This window comes from Magnetospirillum molischianum DSM 120, from assembly GCF_000294655.1.
GTDB lineage: Bacteria > Pseudomonadota > Alphaproteobacteria > Rhodospirillales > Magnetospirillaceae > Phaeospirillum > Phaeospirillum molischianum.
Map to the genome: position 1 here is coordinate 275,148 of NZ_CAHP01000014.1, position 18,250 is coordinate 293,397.

Below are 18,250 nucleotides of genomic sequence, written 5' to 3' on the forward strand. Positions count from 1 at the left end.
CCCGAGCAATCGGACGCGCGGGGCTTCCCTTGGCGACGTCATCCGGGCTAACATTGCCGCCCCTTAATTCCCGTCCCGCCAATCCGGCCGGACCAGTTCCCAGGCATCATGCCCAGCGACGCCGTCTACGCCGCCCTTGATCTCGGCACGAATAACTGCCGCATGCTGGTCGCCCGTCCCACCGGGCACGGCTTCAGGGTGATCGACGCCTTCTCGCGCGTGACCCGCCTGGGCGAAGGATTGAGCCGAACCGGCCGCCTGTCGGAAGCGGCGATGATCCGCACCCTTGATGCCCTGGAAACCTGCGCCGATAAGATGCGGCGCAACCGCGCCGGCCGCGCCCGGCTCGTCGCCACCGAAGCCTGCCGCCGCGCCGTTAACGGTGCCGAATTCACGGCTCGCATCGCCGAACGCACCGGCCTTGCCCCCGACATCATTTCAGCGCAGGAAGAGGCGGGGCTGGCTTTGGCGGGGTGCTCCTCGCTGCTTGACCCTCATGTTCCGTGGGCGCTGGTGTTCGATATTGGCGGCGGTTCGACCGAACTGGTGTGGGTGCGGACTGAATCCGATGGGCAATTGGTCCAGGGTGTCCGTTCGGTCCCGACCGGGGTGGTGACCCTGGCCGAGCAGAGCGGGGCCGAGATGTCCACCGCCGCCGGTTACGAAGCGGTCGTGGCTCAGTTGACCGAAGCCTTCGCCCCTTTCGAGCACGAACATGGCATCGCCGCGCGAATGACCGGCAAGCAGGCGCAAATGCTGGGCACCTCGGGCACGGTAACGACGCTGGGTGCATTGCATCTGGGACTAACGCGCTATGATCGCGCCCAGATCGATGGATTGAACCTGAATTTTGCCGATATCGCCGCCGTATCCCAGATGCTGGCGGGGATGAGTTCGGATGACCGCGCCGCCCACCCTTGCATCGGACCGGAACGGGCCGATCTGGTGGTTGCGGGATGTGCCATCCTTGACGCCCTTTGTCGGCTGTGGCCGTTGGGGCGGTTAAGGGTAGCCGATCGCGGCGTTCGTGAAGGCGTATTGCTCGGCATGATGCGCGAAGATGCGCATAGCCGCCAAAGAAAGAGGACGTGATGGCCGGCGAAAAGACCAAAGGCAAAAGCAAAAGCGGCGGCAAGGGTACCGGTGCCGGACCCGGCGGCGGATCGCGCCAGATGACCGTCACGGTCAAGACCGCGAAACGGCGCAAGCTGTCTTCGACGCTCTGGCTACAGCGCCAGCTCAACGACCCCTATGTCTATGAGGCAAAGCGGCTCGGATACCGCTCGCGTGCCGCCTTCAAGATTATCCAGCTCGACGACCGCTTTCACCTGCTCCGCCCCGGCGTGCGGGTGGTCGATCTGGGCGCGGCCCCCGGCGGGTGGACTCAGGTCGCGGTGCAGCGTGTCAAGGCCGGTCAGCCCAAGGGGGGAACCGTCGTCGGCATGGACATCCTGGAATGGGACCCGATCGCGGGGGCAACCGTGCTTCAGGGCGATTTTCTTGCTGACGACGCTCCCGACCGGCTGAAAGAAGCGCTGGGCGGTCCCGCCGATGTGGTTCTGTCAGACATGGCGGCCCCGACCACCGGCCACCCTTCGACCGACCACCTGCGCATCATCGCCCTGGTCGAAGTCGCCTTGCATTTCGCGATGGAAGTTCTGACTCCGGGCGGCGCTTTTGTCGCCAAGGTCTTCCAAGGCGGCACCGAGAAGACACTGCTCGATCAGTTGAAAAAGAACTTCACCACCGTCCGCCACGCCAAACCTCCGGCCAGCCGTTCGGATTCGGCCGAGACCTATGTTGTCGCCACCGGCTTTCGTGGACAAACCGAGGAACAGCCCCAAAATACATAGGGATTTCTCCGCTTCTCGTACTTTTAGTGGGGTTGTTATTCGACGCATCAATACGTATCATGCCACTTATGCCCATTTTCAACCTGCCCTCGCCTTGCCAGCAGAAGTTCACGGCAACCACAAATTGCCTTAAGTGCGGCATTGTCGTCGATGCACTGGTCATCCTCGGCGACATCGCCTACTGCCCCAGCGACAGCACCTGCGACCATAGCAAAGAATGTGCTTTGGAAGCCGCGCAATGCGCCGAGGGGCTACCACAAGGCAACCGGCTGAAATCAAGATTGCTCAGTCGGAGGACCGCGCCCGGCGAGGACGAAATCATAAAAGCTTAGAGCGTGACCCGCCTTTTGCTTGTCTTTATGAGTTTCTGCGCCAATAGGCGACATCGCCCAAGGTGACAATCCCGATCACCACGCCCTCGCCGTTGACCACCGGAAGATGGCGTATCCGTTTCGAACTCATCAGTTCCAGAACGGCCTCAAGCGCATCGTTTTCGCGGGCAACAAAAACTTCCGCCGTCATCAGACCACGCACGCGGGTCGTCCCCAGCGTTGACGCCGAGCGAGCCAGAGCACGGACGATATCCCGCTCGGACAGAATACCGACCAGTATTCCCGCCTCGATCACCGGCACCGCGCCGATACGGTGACGGGCCAGCAACTGGGCGGCTTCGACCACCAGAGCGTCGGGCGCGATCGAAACGAGCTCTCCGGCTCCCTTTGGCTTCGCGGCAAGAATGGCACGGACGGTCATAGCGGCTACTACTCCATGGCAATTCGGCATCCCAGCTTGCTTCATCCACGACGTCAAGCGCGGAGCCGCAGCCCCTGTCCTTCGTATTGTCCTTTGAGTACTAAGCCCGTAGACTAAATCGCCTTACGACCGCAGACATCGCGGCGAAGCGAGGGGGAGTTGATGATGACCGATAAGGTGCTGGACGTGCGCGGACTTTCCTGCCCGCTGCCGGTGCTGCGCGCCAAGAAGACCCTGGACACCCTCCCCCCCGGCACAATTCTTACCGTTATCGCGACCGATCCCGGCACCCGCCGCGACTTCGAATCCCTCTGCCGTCAGACCGGGCACACTTTGCTGAAGGCCAGCGAAGACGGTGAATTATTCACCTTCATCCTGCAACGCGCCGGGTAAAAGCCCCCTACCGCATCACCCGAAGCAACGCCCGCAAGCGCCCGCAGGTCTCGGGATCGGCGTCTCCGCTCAGGGACCAGGGGCGGAAGTGGCGCTGGAACGCGATCAGGGCCGCAGTCGGATCGGTAACGTCGTAGCCGAAATGGGCCAGACCGGCGAGGATCACCGGCAATGGCGGCGGATCGACCGGCTCGCCACAAGGCCACAGGCCGATTCCATGCGGTTCGGCCAGACTCTGCCACGGGAACAGTTCGCCAGGATCTTCCTTGCGGGTCGGGGCGATGTCGGCATGGGCAACAACATTGCGGGGCGGGATCGGGTGGCGGGCCAGGATTCCCCGCGCTAAATCGATCAACGCGTCGATCTGGGGCTGCGGAAACGGGCGATAGCCGAATTCGTGGCCGGGATTGACCAGTTCGATTCCAATCGAGCGGGAATTGATGTCGGTCTCGCCGCGCCAAGACCCAGCCCCGGCATGCCAGGCGCGACGCGATTCCTCGACCAGGGCAAAGACGCGCCCATCTTCCTCGATCACATAATGAGCGCTGACCTTGGCGGCGGGATCGCACAGCCGGTCAAGCGCAGTAGGGCCGTTGGGCATGCCGGTATAATGAAGCACCAGCATATCGACAAGCGGGCTGCGGCGCGGTTCGTGATTGGGCGAGGGGCGAAGAATCACGACTCGACCTTCTCCTTTGCTTTTCCCGACAACATTTGCACCGCCGCGACTCCGGCGACCGTCAGCACGCCGCCGACGAGTTTTTGCCAAGTCAAAGCTTCGCCCAGCAACAAAACACCGCCGGTGATGCCGACCGCAGGGCCGAGCAGAGTAAACGGCACGATCCGGTTCAGGGAATGGCGACGAACCAGCCGATACCACAGGGTGTAGGCGATCAGCGACGCCCCGATGACGGTATAGGCCAATCCGGCCCAGCCGGAGGGGCCGGTGGCGACAATCGCGTCAATCTGACCGTGCTCGAACAGGGCCGAACAGGCGAACAGCATCGGGATCGCGAACAGAGCGACCCAGCCGTTGATCGTTAACGGGTCGATCGTGCCGATCCGCTTGATCATCACGTTGGAAAACGCCCAGCACAAGGTACTGGCGGCCATCGCCAACAGTGGCCAGATCCCCGTGGCATGGGGTTCGCCCGCCAGCAGAGCAACACCGGCAAAGGCCAACCCAACCCCCAGACCGCGCCCCCACCCCAGCGCTTCGCGATAGACGATCCAGGCGAGCAACGCACTGAACGGAATCGTCATCTGAAGAGCAACGACGGCGGCGGCGGCGTCCATTCCACTTACGGCCAGGAACATCAGGCCGAAATGCCCGACCCCCAGCACCAGGGCCAAACCAAGCAGGCCGGGCAACTGGTCGCGCCGAGGCCGGAAGAACGGAGCCAACAGCAAAGCGACGATGATGAAGCGAATGCCCATCAGCAGAAAGGGCGGCAGGGTCTCGACCGCCGCCTTGACGGCAACCATGTTGCCGCCCCACAGCAGCGAGACCGCCAGAGCGCCAGCCCAATCCGCCGGAGACATGCGCGGCGCGGTCACTTCGCCGTGGCCTGCTCGCGTTTAGCTTCCAACTCCAGCCAACGATCCTCGGCGGTGGCCAACTCGGCACGAGCGACCTCGGCACGGGCGACGGCGGCATTGAACCGGGTGGCGTCGCGGGCGTAGAGGCCAGGATCGGAGACTTCGGACTCCAACCGGGCGATCTCGATTTCCAGATCGGCGATCTGTCCGGGCAGACGGTCCAACTCACGGGTCTCGTTATAGGACATCCGGGTCCGCGCCGGAGCGGGCTTCGCGACCGCCGGAGCAGAGGCCGGCTTCGCCGCCGCCTTTGCGGCCGTTTCGGGCCGGGCCGGACGCTGGCGAAGATAATCGGTGAAGCCGCCATCATATTCGGTGACATCGCCCTGCCCCTCGACGGCAATGACGCTGGTCACCAGCCGGTCGAGGAAATCGCGGTCATGGCTGACCAACAGCAGGGTGCCGTCATACTCGGCCAGAACCTCTTCGAGCAGATCGAGAGTATCGATGTCGAGATCGTTGGTCGGTTCATCGAGAATCAGCAGGTTCGAAGGCTTGGCCAACAGCTTGGCCAATAGCAGCCGGTTGCGCTCACCGCCCGACAGCGCCCGAACCGGCGTGCGGGCCTGAGCTTCGGTGAACAGGAAGTCCTTCATATAGCCGACGACGTGGCGAGGCTGGCCGCGCACCCACACTTCGTCGCCACGCCCATCGGTCAGGGTGTCCCAGACGCTGCGCTCGGGATCGAGGATGGTACGGTGCTGGTCGAAGGCGGCAATCTCCAGATTGGTGCCCAGCCGCACCGTGCCCTGATCCGGCGGCAACGCCCCGATCAGCATCTTCAGCAAGGTACTCTTGCCCGCGCCGTTGGGGCCGATCAGACCGACCCGGTCGCCACGCAGAATGCGGGTCGAGAAATTCTCGCAGATCACCCGCTCGCCGAAGCGTTTGCAAAGACCTTCGGCCTCGATCACCAGCCGCCCCGAAACCTCGCCGGATTCGGCGGCCAATTGAGCCTGACGCCCGGCGGCGAGAAAAGCCGATTTGCGCTCGCCCCGCTCGGCCCGCAAGGCATGAACCGCCCGCAAGCGGCCCATATTGCGCTTGCGTCGGGCGGTAACGCCCCGCGCCATCCAATGCAATTCCTGACGCAGGCGGTTATCCATCCGCGCCAGCGAGGCTTCCTCGGCGGCCAGAACCTCTTCCTGCCAATCGGTGAAGCGGGCGAACCCGACCTCGGCGCGGCGGACAACGCCACGCTCCAGCCACAGAGTCTGTTTCGACACGGTTTCAAGAAAGCGGCGGTCGTGGCTGATGACCACCATCGCGCCACCATAAGCCGCCAGCCATTGTTCCAGCCAAAGGATGGTCGGCAGATCGAGATGGTTGGTCGGCTCGTCGAGCAGCAACACATCCGGCTCGGCGACCAGGGCACGGGCCAGGGCGGCGCGACGGGCCTCGCCTCCAGACAAGGTGGCGGATTCGCGGTCGCCTCCGATCTTGAGCGCGTCCAGCACGGTCTCGACCCGGAACATCTGGTCGTGCTCATCGGCGGCCAGTCCTTCGGCGACATAGGCCGCGACCGTCGCTGCGCCGATCACCGGATCTTGCGGCAGAACCGCGATCCGGGTTCCCGGCTGAACAAAGCGTTCGCCCGAATCCGGCAGGATCTCTCCGGCCAAGACCTTAAGCAGGGTGGACTTGCCCGAGCCGTTGCGACCGACCAGACAGGTCTTGTCGCCACGGCCAATCCAGGCGGTGACTCCTTCGAACAGCGGTTTGCCGCCGAAGGTCAGGCGCACGTCGCGCAAACTGAGAAGAGGGGGTGGTGCCATGAACGATGGCTAACACCCCGGATGGCGCGAAGTCAAACCCGGCCGGAGGGGGGTCTCCACCCTCTTTGTAAAAAAGTGAGAAATACCCTTTGCCAGCCGACGATGATGACGCTATAAGGAGCGCCTCGCAGGCGACGGAGTGTAGCTCAGCCTGGTAGAGCACTGTCTTCGGGAGGCAGGGGCCGGAGGTTCGAATCCTCTCACTCCGACCAACAAAGGCCAGTCAATCCAATGGGTTGACTGGCCTTTACCTTTTGGGGCCAAAAAGCTGGAACCGTGACGCAGCGGGGCCGACCGTCCCGTTTTCACACATCAGTTATCATCCCAAGACTCTGGAGCCGCCGCGCCATCGCGTTTAGGCTGTCGGTGCCGTCCTGTGCGGTGCAATGGAGCGGGAGCTGATGAAGCAGACGATCTGGACTCAGAGCTACGATATCAATTCGATCGTCCTCAACCACCGCAAGCGGCTTGGTCTGGTCGGCCTGCTGAAGATCCTCCAGGACACCGCCTGGACCCACGCCAACCATCTCGGCCACGGCTTCGACGACATGCTTCGTCGCAACACGATCTGGGTACTGACACGACAACGGCTGGCGATGACCGACTGGCCGGGCTGGGGCGACAAAATCGACATCCGCACCTGGGTCCGCCCGATCACCGGCCCCCTGGCGCAACGCGATTACGAGATTTTTTGCGGCGACCGCAAGCTAGGCGACGGCACCGCCAGCTGGCTGACCCTGGACCAGACAACCCGGCGGCCGATGAAATTGTCCGTGACCGAAAGCGAGTCAATCTGTCGCTCCGACGGAACGCTGGCGATAACCCCGGAAAAGATCGCGATGCGGCCCGAAACCTCGCCAACGGGAACAATCCCGGTTCGAATTGGCGATCTCGACATCAACGGCCACGTCAACAATGTCTGCTATGCGCAGTGGATTCTCGACAGCCTGCCGCTCGAAGACCATTCCTCCTATCGCCTGACCGAGTACGAGATCAACTTCCTGGGCGAAAGCCGTCTTGGCGACACGATAGAATTGGAGCGGGAAGACCTGCCCCCCTCCCCCACCGCTCCGGTTCGGCTCCACTTCCAGGGAAAGCGCACCGCGGAAGGCGCCGCAGTCTTCTCCGCCCGAATCGGGGCCGCACCGGACTGACGTTCGCAATCAGTCCGTGACCAAGACTGAACGAAATGATACAGTGTCGGTTGAAATACCTCCGCCAGAAAGGCACACGCCATGGATATCTCCGCCATCGGCACCAAAAACACCGCCACGTATCTCCCTCGCGCCCAGGCCGACCTTGATGGCCCTTATGGCGCTGCCAAGCAGCAGGAGACCACGGCCCAGGTTCTGGCTCAAAGCCCGCCCTTGCAACTTCAGCAGGCACAGCAGGCTCAGGCGCAACAGACTCCTCCCCTGGCCACCACGCCGCCCGGCAAGGGCAGTGTCGGTCAGGTTCTTGACGTCTCAGCCTAATCCGGCCCTCGCACTTTTTGTCAAACGGCCCCCTCTCCCTCAGGGAGAGGGTTGGGCTGAAGATTGCCCCAGTGCGCCGACATGATAGACCCGGCCGCTCGCCAGTGGCGTGAGGGACTTGTCAGTCCCTCCCCCCAAGGGTAAATCTGACGGAGCCTCCCTCCGATCGCAGGATGCCCGTCATGAGCAGCAAGCCCCCGCGCAAGTTCTTCGAGCCGCTGGCCATCGGCGCTCCGGCGCCTTATCGCGACCTGCCGGTTCGGCTGGAGCGGATGATCCATTTCTTCCCGCCCCACATCGAGAAAATGCGCGCCAAGGCCGCCGAAATCGGCCGTCAGGTCGATGTCTTGCTGGGAAATCTTGAGGATGCGATCCCCGCCGAGGCAAAGGAAGCGGCGCGGGCTGGCTTCATTGAGGTGGCACGCGACTGGGACATCGCCACGACCGGGCTGTGGACGCGGGTTAATTGTCTGAATTCCCCCTGGTTCCTCGATGACGTCACCGAAATCGTCGCGGCGGCGGGAAACAAAGTCGATGTCGTGATGCTTCCCAAGGTCGAAGGACCATGGGACATTCATTATCTTGACCAGTTGCTGGCCCAGTTGGAGGCGAAGCACGCGATCCGCCGCCCGATCCTGATCCATGCTATTCTGGAAACCGCGCTGGGAGTCGATAACGTCGCCGCGATCGCCCAAGCCAGCCCGCGAATGCATGGGATGAGCCTGGGACCGGCCGATCTGGCCGCATCGCGCGGGATGAAGACCACCCGCGTCGGCGGCGGCCACCCCTTCTATGGCGTGTTGGAAGATGCCGCTCCCGACCGCCCTCACCGCACCTTGTTCCAGCAAGACCCCTGGCACTACACCGTCGCCAAGATGGTCGATGCCTGTCAATCGGCGGGGATCAAGGCATTCTATGGCCCGTTCGGAGACTTTTCCGACGATGCCGCCTGCGAGGCGCAGTTCCGCAACGCCTTCCTGCTCGGTTGCGTCGGCGGCTGGAGCCTGCACCCCAAGCAGATCGAGATCGCCAAGGCCGTGTTCAGCCCCGACCCGGCCGAAGTCCGCTTCGCCCTTAAAATTCTGGCGGCGATGCCGGATGGAACCGGCGCGGTAATGATCGACGGTAAGATGCAAGACGACGCCACCTGGAAACAGGCCAAGGTCATCGCCGACCTCGCCCGCGCCGTCGCCGCCCGCGATCCGGCGATGGCCGAAGCCTACGGACTGTAACCGCCCGATGAGCATCGTCGCATCCCAGGATCTACTGGCCCAGCTTGGCCGAGATCAACGCCTGCTCGGCCTTGATCTCGGCACCAAGACGATCGGGTTGGCGCTGTCCGACATCAGCCGAACCGTCGCCACTCCGTTCGATACCCTGCGCCGAACCAAATTCACCGCCGACGCCGATGCGCTGTTCGCCGTGATCGACCGCCACGATGTTGGCGGGTTGGTGCTTGGCCTGCCGGTCGAAATGGACGGTGCCGAGGGAGCACGGTGCCAGTCCACCCGCGCTTTCGCCTCCAACCTGCTGAAGCGGCGCGACCTGCCGATTGCTTTCTGGGACGAACGACTATCGACCGCCGCCGTCACCCGCACTCTGCTCGAAGCGGATTCGTCACGGCGACGACGGGCCGAAGTCGTCGATAAAATGGCTGCGGCCTATATTCTTCAGGGGCTACTCGACCGATTGGCGGTTGGCTTGGCTTTTCCCGCCTAAAAAAGCCCCCCGGATATCGTAGACCGCGCAGGTCACGCGAAGACAACCGAGGGGCGCGTGATTTTTTATTGAACAACACACCAAATTAAAGTCAGCGGATGAACTCCAGGGCCTTTTTCATTCCAGCCTCGATATTATCAGCAATCGCATTCGGTGTATTAACAATACGCGCACCAGGCAATTCCAAAAGATCCGTCTTCAGACGACGCACCCTGATTTGACGAAACTTACGGTCACTGCCCTTTATAGATTCATTAACTCGCCCACAACTTATCCAACCATTGACCCTTTCGATCAAGGCCACCTGCTGTTCGATCGTTGAATTCTGCCAGAGTTCTTCTTTTCGGTCTTCCCGCTCGGCATGGCTTCGCGGAACAACGTCCCGATTTTTTGGAAAGATTTCGACGATCCAGATTTCCTCAACGCCAAAATCAATCATGACGTCAACCGGCGGATTTTGCCCCCAGGCACCATCAAGGAACGTCCCCTGATAATGGGACGAATCGATGGTGGTCATGCCATTGATTTCGTCGAGGGAGCCAGAGGCCATCAAGGTATCCAACAAAAATTCGGCCGCGGCCTTATACGCAGCTTCGGGGCTGTGCAATCGGGCTAAATTCTGAAGCGCGGCAAGATCCAGACAGCTCTTCACTTCCCTCTTAGGGACGGGAGCTTTTACAATCGTGGACGATGATAGAACCGCCACGGCCTCGTCGATATAGTCCTGGTCGATAAAGGTCGCGATATCACCGGTAGTCACATTCGCAGCCCCTATCGCCAGCCTTGGCCCCATCGCACCATGCGAAAGCTTGGCCAGGGATCTGATGACTCTCTCAGGCTCGATCGCAGTCTCGATCCAACGACGGAACTGGGCTTGAACCCAAGGGATTCGGATCGTATCGGCAGCCATGTCATAGAGCGGATTAAGCCGGGCGAGATTGTCGAAGCTTTTCCAGAAATCGCCCCAGTCCTGGTTTGGAATGCTCGCTATGGCATTGTGATACCAAAAGGTTTTAAGCTTTTCTGGGGCTGCCTTCATTCCCTCTGGTCCTGCCATCGCACAATCCCAGCAAATGGCCGCCACCAAAGCGCCAGCCGAGGTTCCAGAGAAGGCGCGGACATCATATTTATTACAAATTTTAGCTTTGACAAAAGCGGTGACCACGCCCGTTGCAACAGCACCAGCCGTGAATGAGCCTCCTTGAAAGGCGATTCCGATCGGTATGCGTTTCGTCTCTTTTGTCATGATCCCTCCCCCCAAGGCATGGCAGGCATAACCTGCCTACAATGTATTAAGCGGACAACGAACAACCATAGAGACGTTTTATTTAGTAAAATAAACGTCTCTGGTTTCAAGGCGTGCCCGCCTCCCCACGCACTCTGCTACGATTGTCAAACGCCTGAGGTCGTTGAAAACCGGACATCCGAGGATGGATACGTCTTTCCTTGAGCCAAGCCCCCCGAGGGGGGATGATCTGGCATCATGAGCACCAGGACCGATCCGGGGCGGGTTGTCGCCGTTCTCGGCCCCACCAACACCGGAAAAACCCATTTCGCGCTTGAGCGGATGCTCGGCCACACAACCGGCATGATCGGCTTCCCGCTGCGACTGCTTGCCCGCGAGATTTATGACCGCATTGTCCGACTGCGCGGTGCCGGTTCCGTCGCGTTGATCACCGGCGAAGAGCGGATCGTGCCGGCGCATCCACGCTGGTTCGTCTGCACCGTCGAGGCAATGCCGCTCGACCGCCGTGTCGCGTTCCTCGCCATCGACGAAATCCAGCTCTGCGCCGATCCCGAACGTGGTCACGTTTTCACCGACCGTCTGCTGCACGCGCGCGGCGAGGCCGAGACCGCATTCCTTGGTGCCGACACCATCAGGCCGTTACTGCGTCGGTTGGTGCCCGAAATCGAATTCGTGGCACGGCCACGGCTGTCCAACCTGATCCATACCGGCCCGCGCAAGCTCGACCGACTGCCTCCGCGTTCGGTCGTGGTGGCGTTCTCTGCGTCGGAAGTCTACGCCCTGGCCGAAAGCGTCCGCCGGGCGCGCGGGGGAGTCGCCGTGGTTCTGGGGGCGTTAAGCCCGCGTACCCGCAATGCCCAGGTTGGGCTTTACCAGACCGGCGAGGTCGATTACATCGTCGCCACTGACGCCATCGGCATGGGACTTAATCTGGACGTCGATCATGTCGCGTTCGCCAGCCTGTCCAAGTTCGACGGTCGCGCCCCGCGTCCGCTGGCCCCAGCCGAGATAGCCCAGATCGCAGGCCGTGCCGGTCGCCACATGAACGACGGCAGCTTTGGAACCACCGCCGATGCGGGGCCGCTCGACACCGATCTTGCCCTGGCGGTAGAGAACCACCGCTTTGAACCGCTCAAGGCGTTGTCGTGGCGCAATGCCGATCTTCGCTTTGCCTCGATTCCAGCACTGCTCGCCAGCCTGGAGCGCCCCCCCAACCGGGCGGGACTGGTCCGGGCACGCATTGCTGACGATCATCTGGCGCTGACCGCGCTTGCCGCCACCGCCGATATCGCCAGTCTGGCCGTTTCGCCCCAGCGGGTTCGGCTGCTGTGGGAGGTTTGCCAGATCCCCGATTTCCGCAAGGTAATGGACGAGTCCCATCCTCGCTTGCTCGGCCGGATTTTCAGCCACCTCGCCGGACCGGCAGAGCGGCTGCCGACCGACTGGCTGGCGGAGAACATCGCCCGGCTTGACCGCACCGATGGCGAGATCGACACCATCGTTGCCCGCATCGCCGCGATTCGCACCTGGACGTTCGTTACCCACCGCGCCAACTGGGTCGATGATCCCAGCCACTGGCAGGGGCTGACCCGTGCGATTGAGGACCGGCTGTCCGACGCTCTGCACGACCGCCTGACCCATCGCTTCGTTGACCGCCGCACCGCCGTACTGATGCGCCGCCTGCGTCAGCCAGAGGCGATGGCTGCCGAAATCACAGGTCCGGGCGAGGTGCGGGTGGAAGGCCAGTATGTCGGTCGGCTCGTCGGCTTTGCCTTCGTTCCCGATCAGACCGAGGGAGCCGGCGCGGCCAGAACGGTTGCCGCCGCCGCCCAGCGTGCGCTGAAAACCGAAATCGTGACCCGGCTCGACCGCCTGCTCTCCGCCGATGAAGCGGCATTCTCCCTGACAGCGGAAGGGATCATGTGGGGCGATGCTCTGGTGGCGCGGCTGGAATCCGGTGCCGACCCGTTGCGGCCACAGGCCAATCCTCTGGTCTCCGACCTGATCGAACCGGCCGCGCGCGAGCGGTTGCGCCGCCGTCTGACCGATATTGTCCAGGGACTGGTCGCCCGCGACCTCGCCCCGCTGATCCAGGCTCGCGCGGCCGGTCTCGACGGCGCGGCGCGCGGTCTGGTGTACCAGCTCGCCGAAGGATTAGGGTCGCTCGCCTCGGTCACGGCCCGAGGACAGATCGCCGCGCTTGACGAGGCTGGACGAAAGGCTCTCGCCCGACTCGGCATCCGCCTGGGACGGGAAAGCGTATTCATGCCGACATTACTAAAGCCCAACGCGCAACGTGTCCGCGCCCTGCTGTGGGGGGTTGGCCAGGACCGTCCTCCCCCGCCCGTCCCAGGGCGACGGGTCGCATTGGCTTGTGACGCCAACATTCCCACCGCGTTCTACGAAGCGGTAGGCTATCCGGTGCGAGGCGGAATCGCCGTCCGGGCCGATAGCCTCGAACGCTTCGCCGCCGAAGCGCGGCGGCTCGGCCGCAATGGTTCTTTTGCGCTCGAAGCCTCCCTGACATCGGTGCTGAGACTCTCGCCTGATCTGGTTCTGAAGGTGTTGAGCGGACTCGGCTTTGAACCCGCAGGCACCGAGGGCGGGACGACATTGATGCGTCCGATCCGTCGCTCGAAACCACGGAACCAGAGGCCCCCCAGGCCCGCCCCGAATTCGCCTTTCGCGGTGCTGTTACAGCGACGGCCATGACACAGATCCCGCGATTGACCGACGCGATCCGCCCCCGAGGGAGCCAAGCCATGCTTCGCCTCCTCTGCCTTGTGTTCGCTGTCTTTCTCGGCCTCGGCCTTGCCGCCCAAGCCGCTGAACCGACCCTGACCGTCTCGGATGGCACGACGGAGCGACTCTATAGTCGCTCCGAGCTTCTGACCGATCCCAGAATACGAGAGGTGACAATCGCTCCAGACCCGATCTACAGCCGCTCCATGACCTATCGGGCGATCCCGGCGGCCCGCCTGCTGGAGGATCTGAGGCCGGGGGCCGACGACCATATACAGGTCCGTGCTACCGATGGCTTTTCGGTCAGTATTCCCGTCCGCTTACTGACCCAGGGCGGGTCCGGTGGAGCCGAAGCATTCCTGGCCATCGAGCTGCCCGAGGCACCATGGCCGGTTCTGCCCGCGAAGAACCAGACGGCTGGTGCCGGGCCGTTTTATCTGGTCTGGCTCCATGCCCCACGCGGCACGATCAGCAGCGAATACTGGTCCTATCGCGTTGCCGCCCTCACCGTCGTGGACAGCCCGACCAAGCGCTGGCCGGGTCTTGCTGTGGCGGCCAAGGTGCCGGAGAACGATCCAATCCGGCACGGCCTGGAACGCTTTGTCGCGGTTTGCATGGCCTGTCATCGCTTCAATGGCGAAGGAGAGTCCGATCTTGGTCCCGACCTCGGGCGGCCAATGAACCCGGTCCACTACTTCCAGCCCGCCGCCCTTCGCCAATTTCTGCGCGATCCGGGGACGATCCGGACTTGGTCCGAACGCAAGATGCCTGCCTTCGCCAAGGCTGACCTTTCCGATTCCGATATCGAGGCGATCATCGCCTGGCTGAGTTACAAGGCTGGGCGGCGATAAGGCGGCAGGAAAATTTGCCCGACAAAATCAACCGATATCGTGACGATCTGCCGTTACGTCATTCGGTAACGATTGGACTCTCCCCAGGCCCACCGCCGCGCCCTCCAGTCAAAAGTGAGTCGTGAACCCTGGACTGCTGATCAACATAAACCACCCGTCCATCCCCGGTGATTTCCCACAGAATATAAAGCGGCGACATTGATGCCCGGCACGGTGTCCACACGGCCTCGGCTCTAGCTCCGGCCCCGGCGGCGGCAAGGTCGAGAGCGGTCTGGGCGCTGACCGGCGGAAAGGGAGCCGTGCCCGGCAGGGTCGCGGTAACGCCCGGAGCACCGCTTTCGACTTCAATGGTGGCAACGGCGATGGCGTTACCACCGCTATTGTTGAACACGACCAGAAAATACCCGCCGTCGATCCGATCTAGACGGCGGGTACGAATCGCTTCGGCGGGAACAGCGGCTTCGACGCCCAGTTCTACGCCAGCTCGTTTGATAGCATCGGCGGCGGACAGATCGGCCATGGCTGCGATCACTCCGAATGCCACCCGCCCGACCAGAGAGCGAGACAGCGTGAAACCGGGAGGGGGGGTGGATTTGCCCCCCCTCCCGATCGTCACCCCATGATATCAGATCCCGCGCCCATCATCGTGCAGAGCGGCAAAGACCGGCCCATCGACCCGAACATAGACCTGACGGTTGCCCTGGGTCAGCATCTGGAACGGGAAGAACGGAGACAGGGATTCCCGACAAGGCTTCCACACCAGAGTCCGGTGTGGCGTCACGATTTCCGGCCGCAGCCGCAATATTCCGCCCTGATTGGGCAGCTGAATGGACAGGTTATGCGTCTGCTTGGTCAGGGCGCTCAGACTGGCTGAGGCAAGCGTCTTGCCTATGCCGGGATGGATCGATGCCTGCAAGTACTCGCCAGTGTGAGCATCGATGGCAACCACCGCTTTTCCCTGCGGGACAATGTAGTAGTAGCTATCCTGGTGGTCGAGACGCTGGACCAGAATGGGTTCCGAGGCAACCGCCCCTCCCTTGAGTTCAAAGGCATCCAACCATGCCGGATTCTTGGCAAGATTATAGTGGGCCACCCCCTCCCTTGCCTTCTGAACCGCTACCTCCGCTGAAATCAGCGGGCCGCCGGAAACGCGGAGAACATAAGGCAGTGCGGCACCCCGCCCGATCGGGGGCGGGCTGGGGTCACATATGGCGACGAACTTACCGACCCAATGCCCTCCCGGCACCCCGGTCATGTAGGTTGAACGCCAAGTGGCATAAGCGATGTGTTCATGGGCGATGCCGCGATTACCCCCGGTACCGCAATTGTCCGTGGTCGAATGAGGCGGCGGCGATCCAGGCCCGCCTGGAACCGGCGGCCACGGGTTATTCACGTAGAAGGCATTGATGGTAAATGCGTGATCCGTCGATGACGCCGGAAGAGCACTGATATCAGCACCATGGACGACGATCCAGTGCTGCCAGCCATAGACCAGCGCTGCCGGAGCCACCTTGTAGTGGTGAAGGGTCCAACAGATCATCCGTGAAATCGAGTCCTCGGTATCCAGGGCATCGAGGACGAAATACTTGCCATTCTGACGATTATTGAGAGTCCAGGTCAGACCATCAGGTCCAGTTGCCCAACCACCCTCGGCAATACTGTGACTGTGATTATCGTTGTAAAGCCCTACCTGATCCAGTAACGCCCCAGCATTTACGCTGGCCAGGATCATCTGCGCCGAAGCCGCACCGCAGAAATAGTCGGTATCCTGCTGATGGTAGGGGGTAGGAACATTGACTGTAACCATGCCGCACCTCCTTGATCTTCGCTGCGCATCGCAGAGACCATCACCTTTGACCCAGCCTATAGAGCGCAGCCCCTCGCAAAATATACACCTAGAGGCTTATATCCCTCTCGGATATATACATCAAACGGAAATATACTGGCATTCGGCATAGTTCTTTTGGATAAGACCACCCAAACAAGTCCACCAATGCTGTTGAGTTGTTGTTATCTCGACAAAATCTAATCACTCTGATCGTGGCGTTATTTTTCGGTGCAAATGGCCGGACAAGCTGGATCAAAGGGGGGCGTGCAGCGCAAAATGAAGGATTGGCCCCTTTCACTGGCAGCACCCATCTTCTTTCTTCTCGTGGCGGGCGAAGCCTTGGCGACGGCCGATGGCCCGGACCATTATCGTGTCCAGAGCATCGCCGAGGGGGAGGCATTGGAAATGCGCACCACCCCCAACCAAGACGCTCCCCGAGTAAATCGCATTCCCGCGAACGCCACGTGCCTGCGCAACCTTGGGTGCCAGGGCGGGATGAGCTTTGCCGAGTTCAGCACCCTCTCCGAAGACGAAAAACTCCGTCGGGGTGCGGAAAATCCCCGGTGGTGCAAAGTCGAATACCAAAAGACCATCGGCTGGGTCGAAGGGCGATTTCTGGCTGAAGCGGCATGCACAACAGCGGCTCCCCCTGACGAGGATCGCCGCATCGAGACGATACGGTTCACCGAGGGAACCTCATCGACGACTATCCGCAGGCGGATAAAAGGGCGAGAATATGTTGATTATTTACTGCGCGCCAAAGCCGGGCAAACACTAGAAGCATCACTAACCGCGTCGAACGGACAGAACTACTTCAACATCAATCCCCCAGGGACGGACGTTTCGATGTTCGTCGGCAGCATGTCCGGCGATCACGTCAAGCGGGTAATTCCAGATGATGGGGATTATACCGTTCGCGTTTATCTGATGCGGCCCGCCGCCCGGAGAAACGAATCGAGTGACTACACGCTGCGCCTCAGCCTAACCGGAAAGCCTTTCACGGCGCGCCCCGCCTCCAGCGATGCCCTGATTGATGGCACCCCCTTCCATGCTGCGGCAACACTCTCTTGTGCTCTGGGGGCACCCCCAAAGCGCCAGAACTGCGAGGCATTTGTGGTTCGTCGCGGTTTTGACGGAACGGCCACCGTGGAAATCCGCTGGACCGAGGGGCCGGTCGAGCGAACTCGCCGCATCCTGTTTGTCAAAGGCAAGCCGGTCAGCTCGGATGCGCCGGACCCGGTAAGCCATGTGCGGCGGGGAGATCTAACCATCACCCGAATCGGGACCGAGGAACACTTCGACATTCCCGATGCGTTTGTCGGCGGTGGCTGACACCTGCCTTTCCGTAACGAGGGAAGGGGCGCACGCCTGATCGGAACAGATCAATTATCGATAACGTCGAATTTACGACACCAAAACTCCCCCTTTGATTGACCCAATGTTTTTGCCAAGCTCGTTCAATTGCAAGTTACAAAAAATCTAATCGCCAAATCGGTAAAAAATATCATACAATCATGGCCTTAGCGTACATCAATCAAGTAAAATTCTACTTAAAAAAGAATCAATAAGGACAAAAACTACCAACCGCGACAAGAATAATAAAAAGTTTGATATAAAATAGAGTTAAATTTAATTAACTGTAAATAAATTGAAAATGTAAGCTTGCTTTTCACTCATCAGTAATTGAGGGATGTCAATGCATCTGAATGAAGACGCAGAGACCCTTGTCTTCTCGGGTGATTTGGCTCTCCCCCGAGCTGAGGAAATGCGAGACACCTTACTTGCCGCGCTCGATGGTGGGCGGTCGGTGGTAATCGACATTTCCCAAACAACCGAACTCGATCTCAGCACGATTCAACTGATCCTGGCTGCCCGCCTGAGTGCAGAGCGTCGGGGGGTATCGTTGCGGCTGAAAAGCCCGGCGGACGGTGCTCTGGCCGCAACCTTGCTGGCGGCTGGACTGACCGGAGGCCCGCTCTCCACGGACAGCCAGTTCTGGACGGAAGGCACCTAAGC

At 61.4% G+C, this 18,250-nt stretch carries 18 protein-coding genes and 1 tRNA gene; 12 read left to right on the forward strand and 7 right to left on the reverse strand.

Annotated features, from left to right (window positions below; all coding sequences use genetic code 11):
* Window positions 1-108: 108 nt before the first annotated feature.
* The gene (locus PHAMO_RS05560; protein ID WP_002727271.1) at window positions 109-1,092 is read left to right on the forward strand and encodes a Ppx/GppA phosphatase family protein; all 984 of its coding nucleotides are present in this window, start codon (window positions 109-111) and stop codon (window positions 1,090-1,092) included.
* Window positions 1,092-1,853, forward strand: a complete 762-nt coding sequence (locus PHAMO_RS05565) for an RlmE family RNA methyltransferase (protein ID WP_002727272.1) — start codon at window positions 1,092-1,094, stop codon at window positions 1,851-1,853. The genes PHAMO_RS05560 and PHAMO_RS05565 overlap by 1 nt, the downstream gene beginning before the upstream one ends.
* A gap of 357 nt (window positions 1,854-2,210) precedes the next feature.
* Here the strand turns inward: PHAMO_RS05565 and PHAMO_RS05575 are convergent, their stop codons facing one another.
* The gene (locus PHAMO_RS05575; protein ID WP_002727276.1) at window positions 2,211-2,606 is read right to left on the reverse strand and encodes a CBS domain-containing protein; all 396 of its coding nucleotides are present in this window, start codon (window positions 2,604-2,606) and stop codon (window positions 2,211-2,213) included.
* Window positions 2,607-2,768: 162 nt separating this feature from the next.
* Here PHAMO_RS05575 and PHAMO_RS05580 point away from each other — a divergent pair, with 162 nt between their 5' ends.
* Window positions 2,769-2,999, forward strand: coding sequence for a sulfurtransferase TusA family protein (locus PHAMO_RS05580; RefSeq protein WP_002727278.1), 231 nt, complete (start codon window positions 2,769-2,771; stop codon window positions 2,997-2,999).
* 7 nt (window positions 3,000-3,006) lie between these two features.
* On the opposite strand, the gene PHAMO_RS05585 is transcribed toward PHAMO_RS05580, so the two are convergent.
* Genes PHAMO_RS05585 through PHAMO_RS05595 form a run of 3 tightly spaced genes read right to left on the reverse strand, consistent with a single transcriptional unit; the run spans window position 3,007 to window position 6,373 of the window.
* Window positions 3,007-3,678 carry an N-acetylmuramoyl-L-alanine amidase gene (locus PHAMO_RS05585; protein ID WP_002727280.1) on the reverse strand — a complete coding sequence of 224 codons (672 nt, stop codon included), beginning with the start codon at window positions 3,676-3,678 and terminating at the stop codon, window positions 3,007-3,009.
* Window positions 3,675-4,556: a DMT family transporter gene (locus PHAMO_RS05590; protein WP_002727282.1), complete on the reverse strand. Its 882-nt coding sequence runs from the start codon at window positions 4,554-4,556 to the stop codon at window positions 3,675-3,677. Before PHAMO_RS05590 ends, PHAMO_RS05585 begins: the two co-directional genes overlap by 4 nt.
* Complete coding sequence (locus PHAMO_RS05595; RefSeq protein WP_002727284.1) at window positions 4,553-6,373, reverse strand: ABC-F family ATP-binding cassette domain-containing protein; 1,821 nt, start codon at window positions 6,371-6,373, stop codon at window positions 4,553-4,555. The genes PHAMO_RS05590 and PHAMO_RS05595 overlap by 4 nt, the downstream gene beginning before the upstream one ends.
* A 135-nt stretch (window positions 6,374-6,508) precedes the next feature.
* On the opposite strand from PHAMO_RS05595, the gene PHAMO_RS05600 reads away from it, so the two are divergent.
* The 5 genes from PHAMO_RS05600 to ruvX all read left to right on the forward strand — a co-directional run bounded on the left by PHAMO_RS05600 (window position 6,509) and on the right by ruvX (window position 9,567).
* Window positions 6,509-6,585: transfer RNA gene (locus tag PHAMO_RS05600), tRNA-Pro, on the forward strand.
* 189 nt (window positions 6,586-6,774) lie between these two features.
* Entirely contained in the window at window positions 6,775-7,527 is a 753-nt protein-coding gene (locus PHAMO_RS05605; RefSeq protein ID WP_002727289.1) for an acyl-[acyl-carrier-protein] thioesterase, read from the forward strand.
* A gap of 81 nt (window positions 7,528-7,608) precedes the next feature.
* The gene (locus tag PHAMO_RS05610; RefSeq protein WP_002727292.1) at window positions 7,609-7,848 is read left to right on the forward strand and encodes a hypothetical protein; all 240 of its coding nucleotides are present in this window, start codon (window positions 7,609-7,611) and stop codon (window positions 7,846-7,848) included.
* 182 nt (window positions 7,849-8,030) lie between these two features.
* Window positions 8,031-9,080, forward strand: coding sequence for an HpcH/HpaI aldolase/citrate lyase family protein (locus PHAMO_RS05615; RefSeq protein WP_002727294.1), 1,050 nt, complete (start codon window positions 8,031-8,033; stop codon window positions 9,078-9,080).
* A gap of 7 nt (window positions 9,081-9,087) precedes the next feature.
* On the forward strand, window positions 9,088-9,567 hold the full coding sequence (gene ruvX / locus PHAMO_RS05620) for a Holliday junction resolvase RuvX (RefSeq protein WP_002727296.1): 480 nt from the start codon (window positions 9,088-9,090) through the stop codon (window positions 9,565-9,567).
* Window positions 9,568-9,658: 91 nt separating this feature from the next.
* On the opposite strand, the gene PHAMO_RS05625 is transcribed toward ruvX, so the two are convergent.
* The gene (locus PHAMO_RS05625) at window positions 9,659-10,813 is read right to left on the reverse strand and encodes a patatin-like phospholipase family protein (protein WP_002727298.1); all 1,155 of its coding nucleotides are present in this window, start codon (window positions 10,811-10,813) and stop codon (window positions 9,659-9,661) included.
* A gap of 237 nt (window positions 10,814-11,050) precedes the next feature.
* Here PHAMO_RS05625 and PHAMO_RS05630 point away from each other — a divergent pair, with 237 nt between their 5' ends.
* Together PHAMO_RS05630 and PHAMO_RS05635 are read left to right on the forward strand one after the other, a co-directional pair.
* Window positions 11,051-13,525 (forward strand): helicase-related protein, encoded by a 2,475-nt coding sequence (locus tag PHAMO_RS05630; protein WP_002727300.1) that lies wholly within the window; start codon window positions 11,051-11,053, stop codon window positions 13,523-13,525.
* 50 nt (window positions 13,526-13,575) lie between these two features.
* Window positions 13,576-14,406, forward strand: a complete 831-nt coding sequence (locus PHAMO_RS05635) for a c-type cytochrome (protein ID WP_040566211.1) — start codon at window positions 13,576-13,578, stop codon at window positions 14,404-14,406.
* Between the two features lie 58 nt (window positions 14,407-14,464).
* Here PHAMO_RS05635 and PHAMO_RS05640 read toward each other — a convergent pair whose 3' ends face one another.
* Window positions 14,465-14,926, reverse strand: coding sequence for a hypothetical protein (locus PHAMO_RS05640; RefSeq protein ID WP_040566212.1), 462 nt, complete (start codon window positions 14,924-14,926; stop codon window positions 14,465-14,467).
* A gap of 105 nt (window positions 14,927-15,031) precedes the next feature.
* Window positions 15,032-16,213, reverse strand: a complete 1,182-nt coding sequence (locus PHAMO_RS05645; protein WP_002727306.1) for a hypothetical protein — start codon at window positions 16,211-16,213, stop codon at window positions 15,032-15,034.
* A 297-nt stretch (window positions 16,214-16,510) separates the two neighbouring features.
* Here PHAMO_RS05645 and PHAMO_RS18350 point away from each other — a divergent pair, with 297 nt between their 5' ends.
* Window positions 16,511-17,566 carry an SH3 domain-containing protein gene (locus PHAMO_RS18350; RefSeq protein WP_002727309.1) on the forward strand — a complete coding sequence of 352 codons (1,056 nt, stop codon included), beginning with the start codon at window positions 16,511-16,513 and terminating at the stop codon, window positions 17,564-17,566.
* 364 nt (window positions 17,567-17,930) lie between these two features.
* The gene (locus PHAMO_RS05660) at window positions 17,931-18,248 is read left to right on the forward strand and encodes an STAS domain-containing protein (RefSeq protein WP_002727311.1); all 318 of its coding nucleotides are present in this window, start codon (window positions 17,931-17,933) and stop codon (window positions 18,246-18,248) included.
* Window positions 18,249-18,250: the final 2 nt, after the last annotated feature.

Excerpts from the sequence above, each read along its gene's own strand:
- PHAMO_RS05560 (WP_002727271.1), top strand. The coding sequence starts at position 109 with ATGCCCAGCGACGCCGTCTACGCCGCCCTTGATCTCGGCACGAATAAC.
- PHAMO_RS05565 (WP_002727272.1), top strand. The coding sequence starts at position 1,092 with ATGGCCGGCGAAAAGACCAAAGGCAAAAGCAAAAGCGGCGGCAAGGGT.
- PHAMO_RS05575 (WP_002727276.1), bottom strand. The coding sequence starts at position 2,606 with ATGACCGTCCGTGCCATTCTTGCCGCGAAGCCAAAGGGAGCCGGAGAG.
- PHAMO_RS05580 (WP_002727278.1), top strand. The coding sequence starts at position 2,769 with ATGATGACCGATAAGGTGCTGGACGTGCGCGGACTTTCCTGCCCGCTG.
- PHAMO_RS05595 (WP_002727284.1), bottom strand. The coding sequence starts at position 6,373 with ATGGCACCACCCCCTCTTCTCAGTTTGCGCGACGTGCGCCTGACCTTC.
- PHAMO_RS05605 (WP_002727289.1), top strand. The coding sequence starts at position 6,775 with ATGAAGCAGACGATCTGGACTCAGAGCTACGATATCAATTCGATCGTC.
- PHAMO_RS05610 (WP_002727292.1), top strand. The coding sequence starts at position 7,609 with ATGGATATCTCCGCCATCGGCACCAAAAACACCGCCACGTATCTCCCT.
- PHAMO_RS05615 (WP_002727294.1), top strand. The coding sequence starts at position 8,031 with ATGAGCAGCAAGCCCCCGCGCAAGTTCTTCGAGCCGCTGGCCATCGGC.
- ruvX (WP_002727296.1), top strand. The coding sequence starts at position 9,088 with ATGAGCATCGTCGCATCCCAGGATCTACTGGCCCAGCTTGGCCGAGAT.
- PHAMO_RS05625 (WP_002727298.1), bottom strand. The coding sequence starts at position 10,813 with ATGACAAAAGAGACGAAACGCATACCGATCGGAATCGCCTTTCAAGGA.
- PHAMO_RS05630 (WP_002727300.1), top strand. The coding sequence starts at position 11,051 with ATGAGCACCAGGACCGATCCGGGGCGGGTTGTCGCCGTTCTCGGCCCC.
- PHAMO_RS05635 (WP_040566211.1), top strand. The coding sequence starts at position 13,576 with ATGCTTCGCCTCCTCTGCCTTGTGTTCGCTGTCTTTCTCGGCCTCGGC.
- PHAMO_RS05640 (WP_040566212.1), bottom strand. The coding sequence starts at position 14,926 with ATGGCCGATCTGTCCGCCGCCGATGCTATCAAACGAGCTGGCGTAGAA.
- PHAMO_RS05645 (WP_002727306.1), bottom strand. The coding sequence starts at position 16,213 with ATGGTTACAGTCAATGTTCCTACCCCCTACCATCAGCAGGATACCGAC.
- PHAMO_RS18350 (WP_002727309.1), top strand. The coding sequence starts at position 16,511 with ATGAAGGATTGGCCCCTTTCACTGGCAGCACCCATCTTCTTTCTTCTC.
- PHAMO_RS05660 (WP_002727311.1), top strand. The coding sequence starts at position 17,931 with ATGCATCTGAATGAAGACGCAGAGACCCTTGTCTTCTCGGGTGATTTG.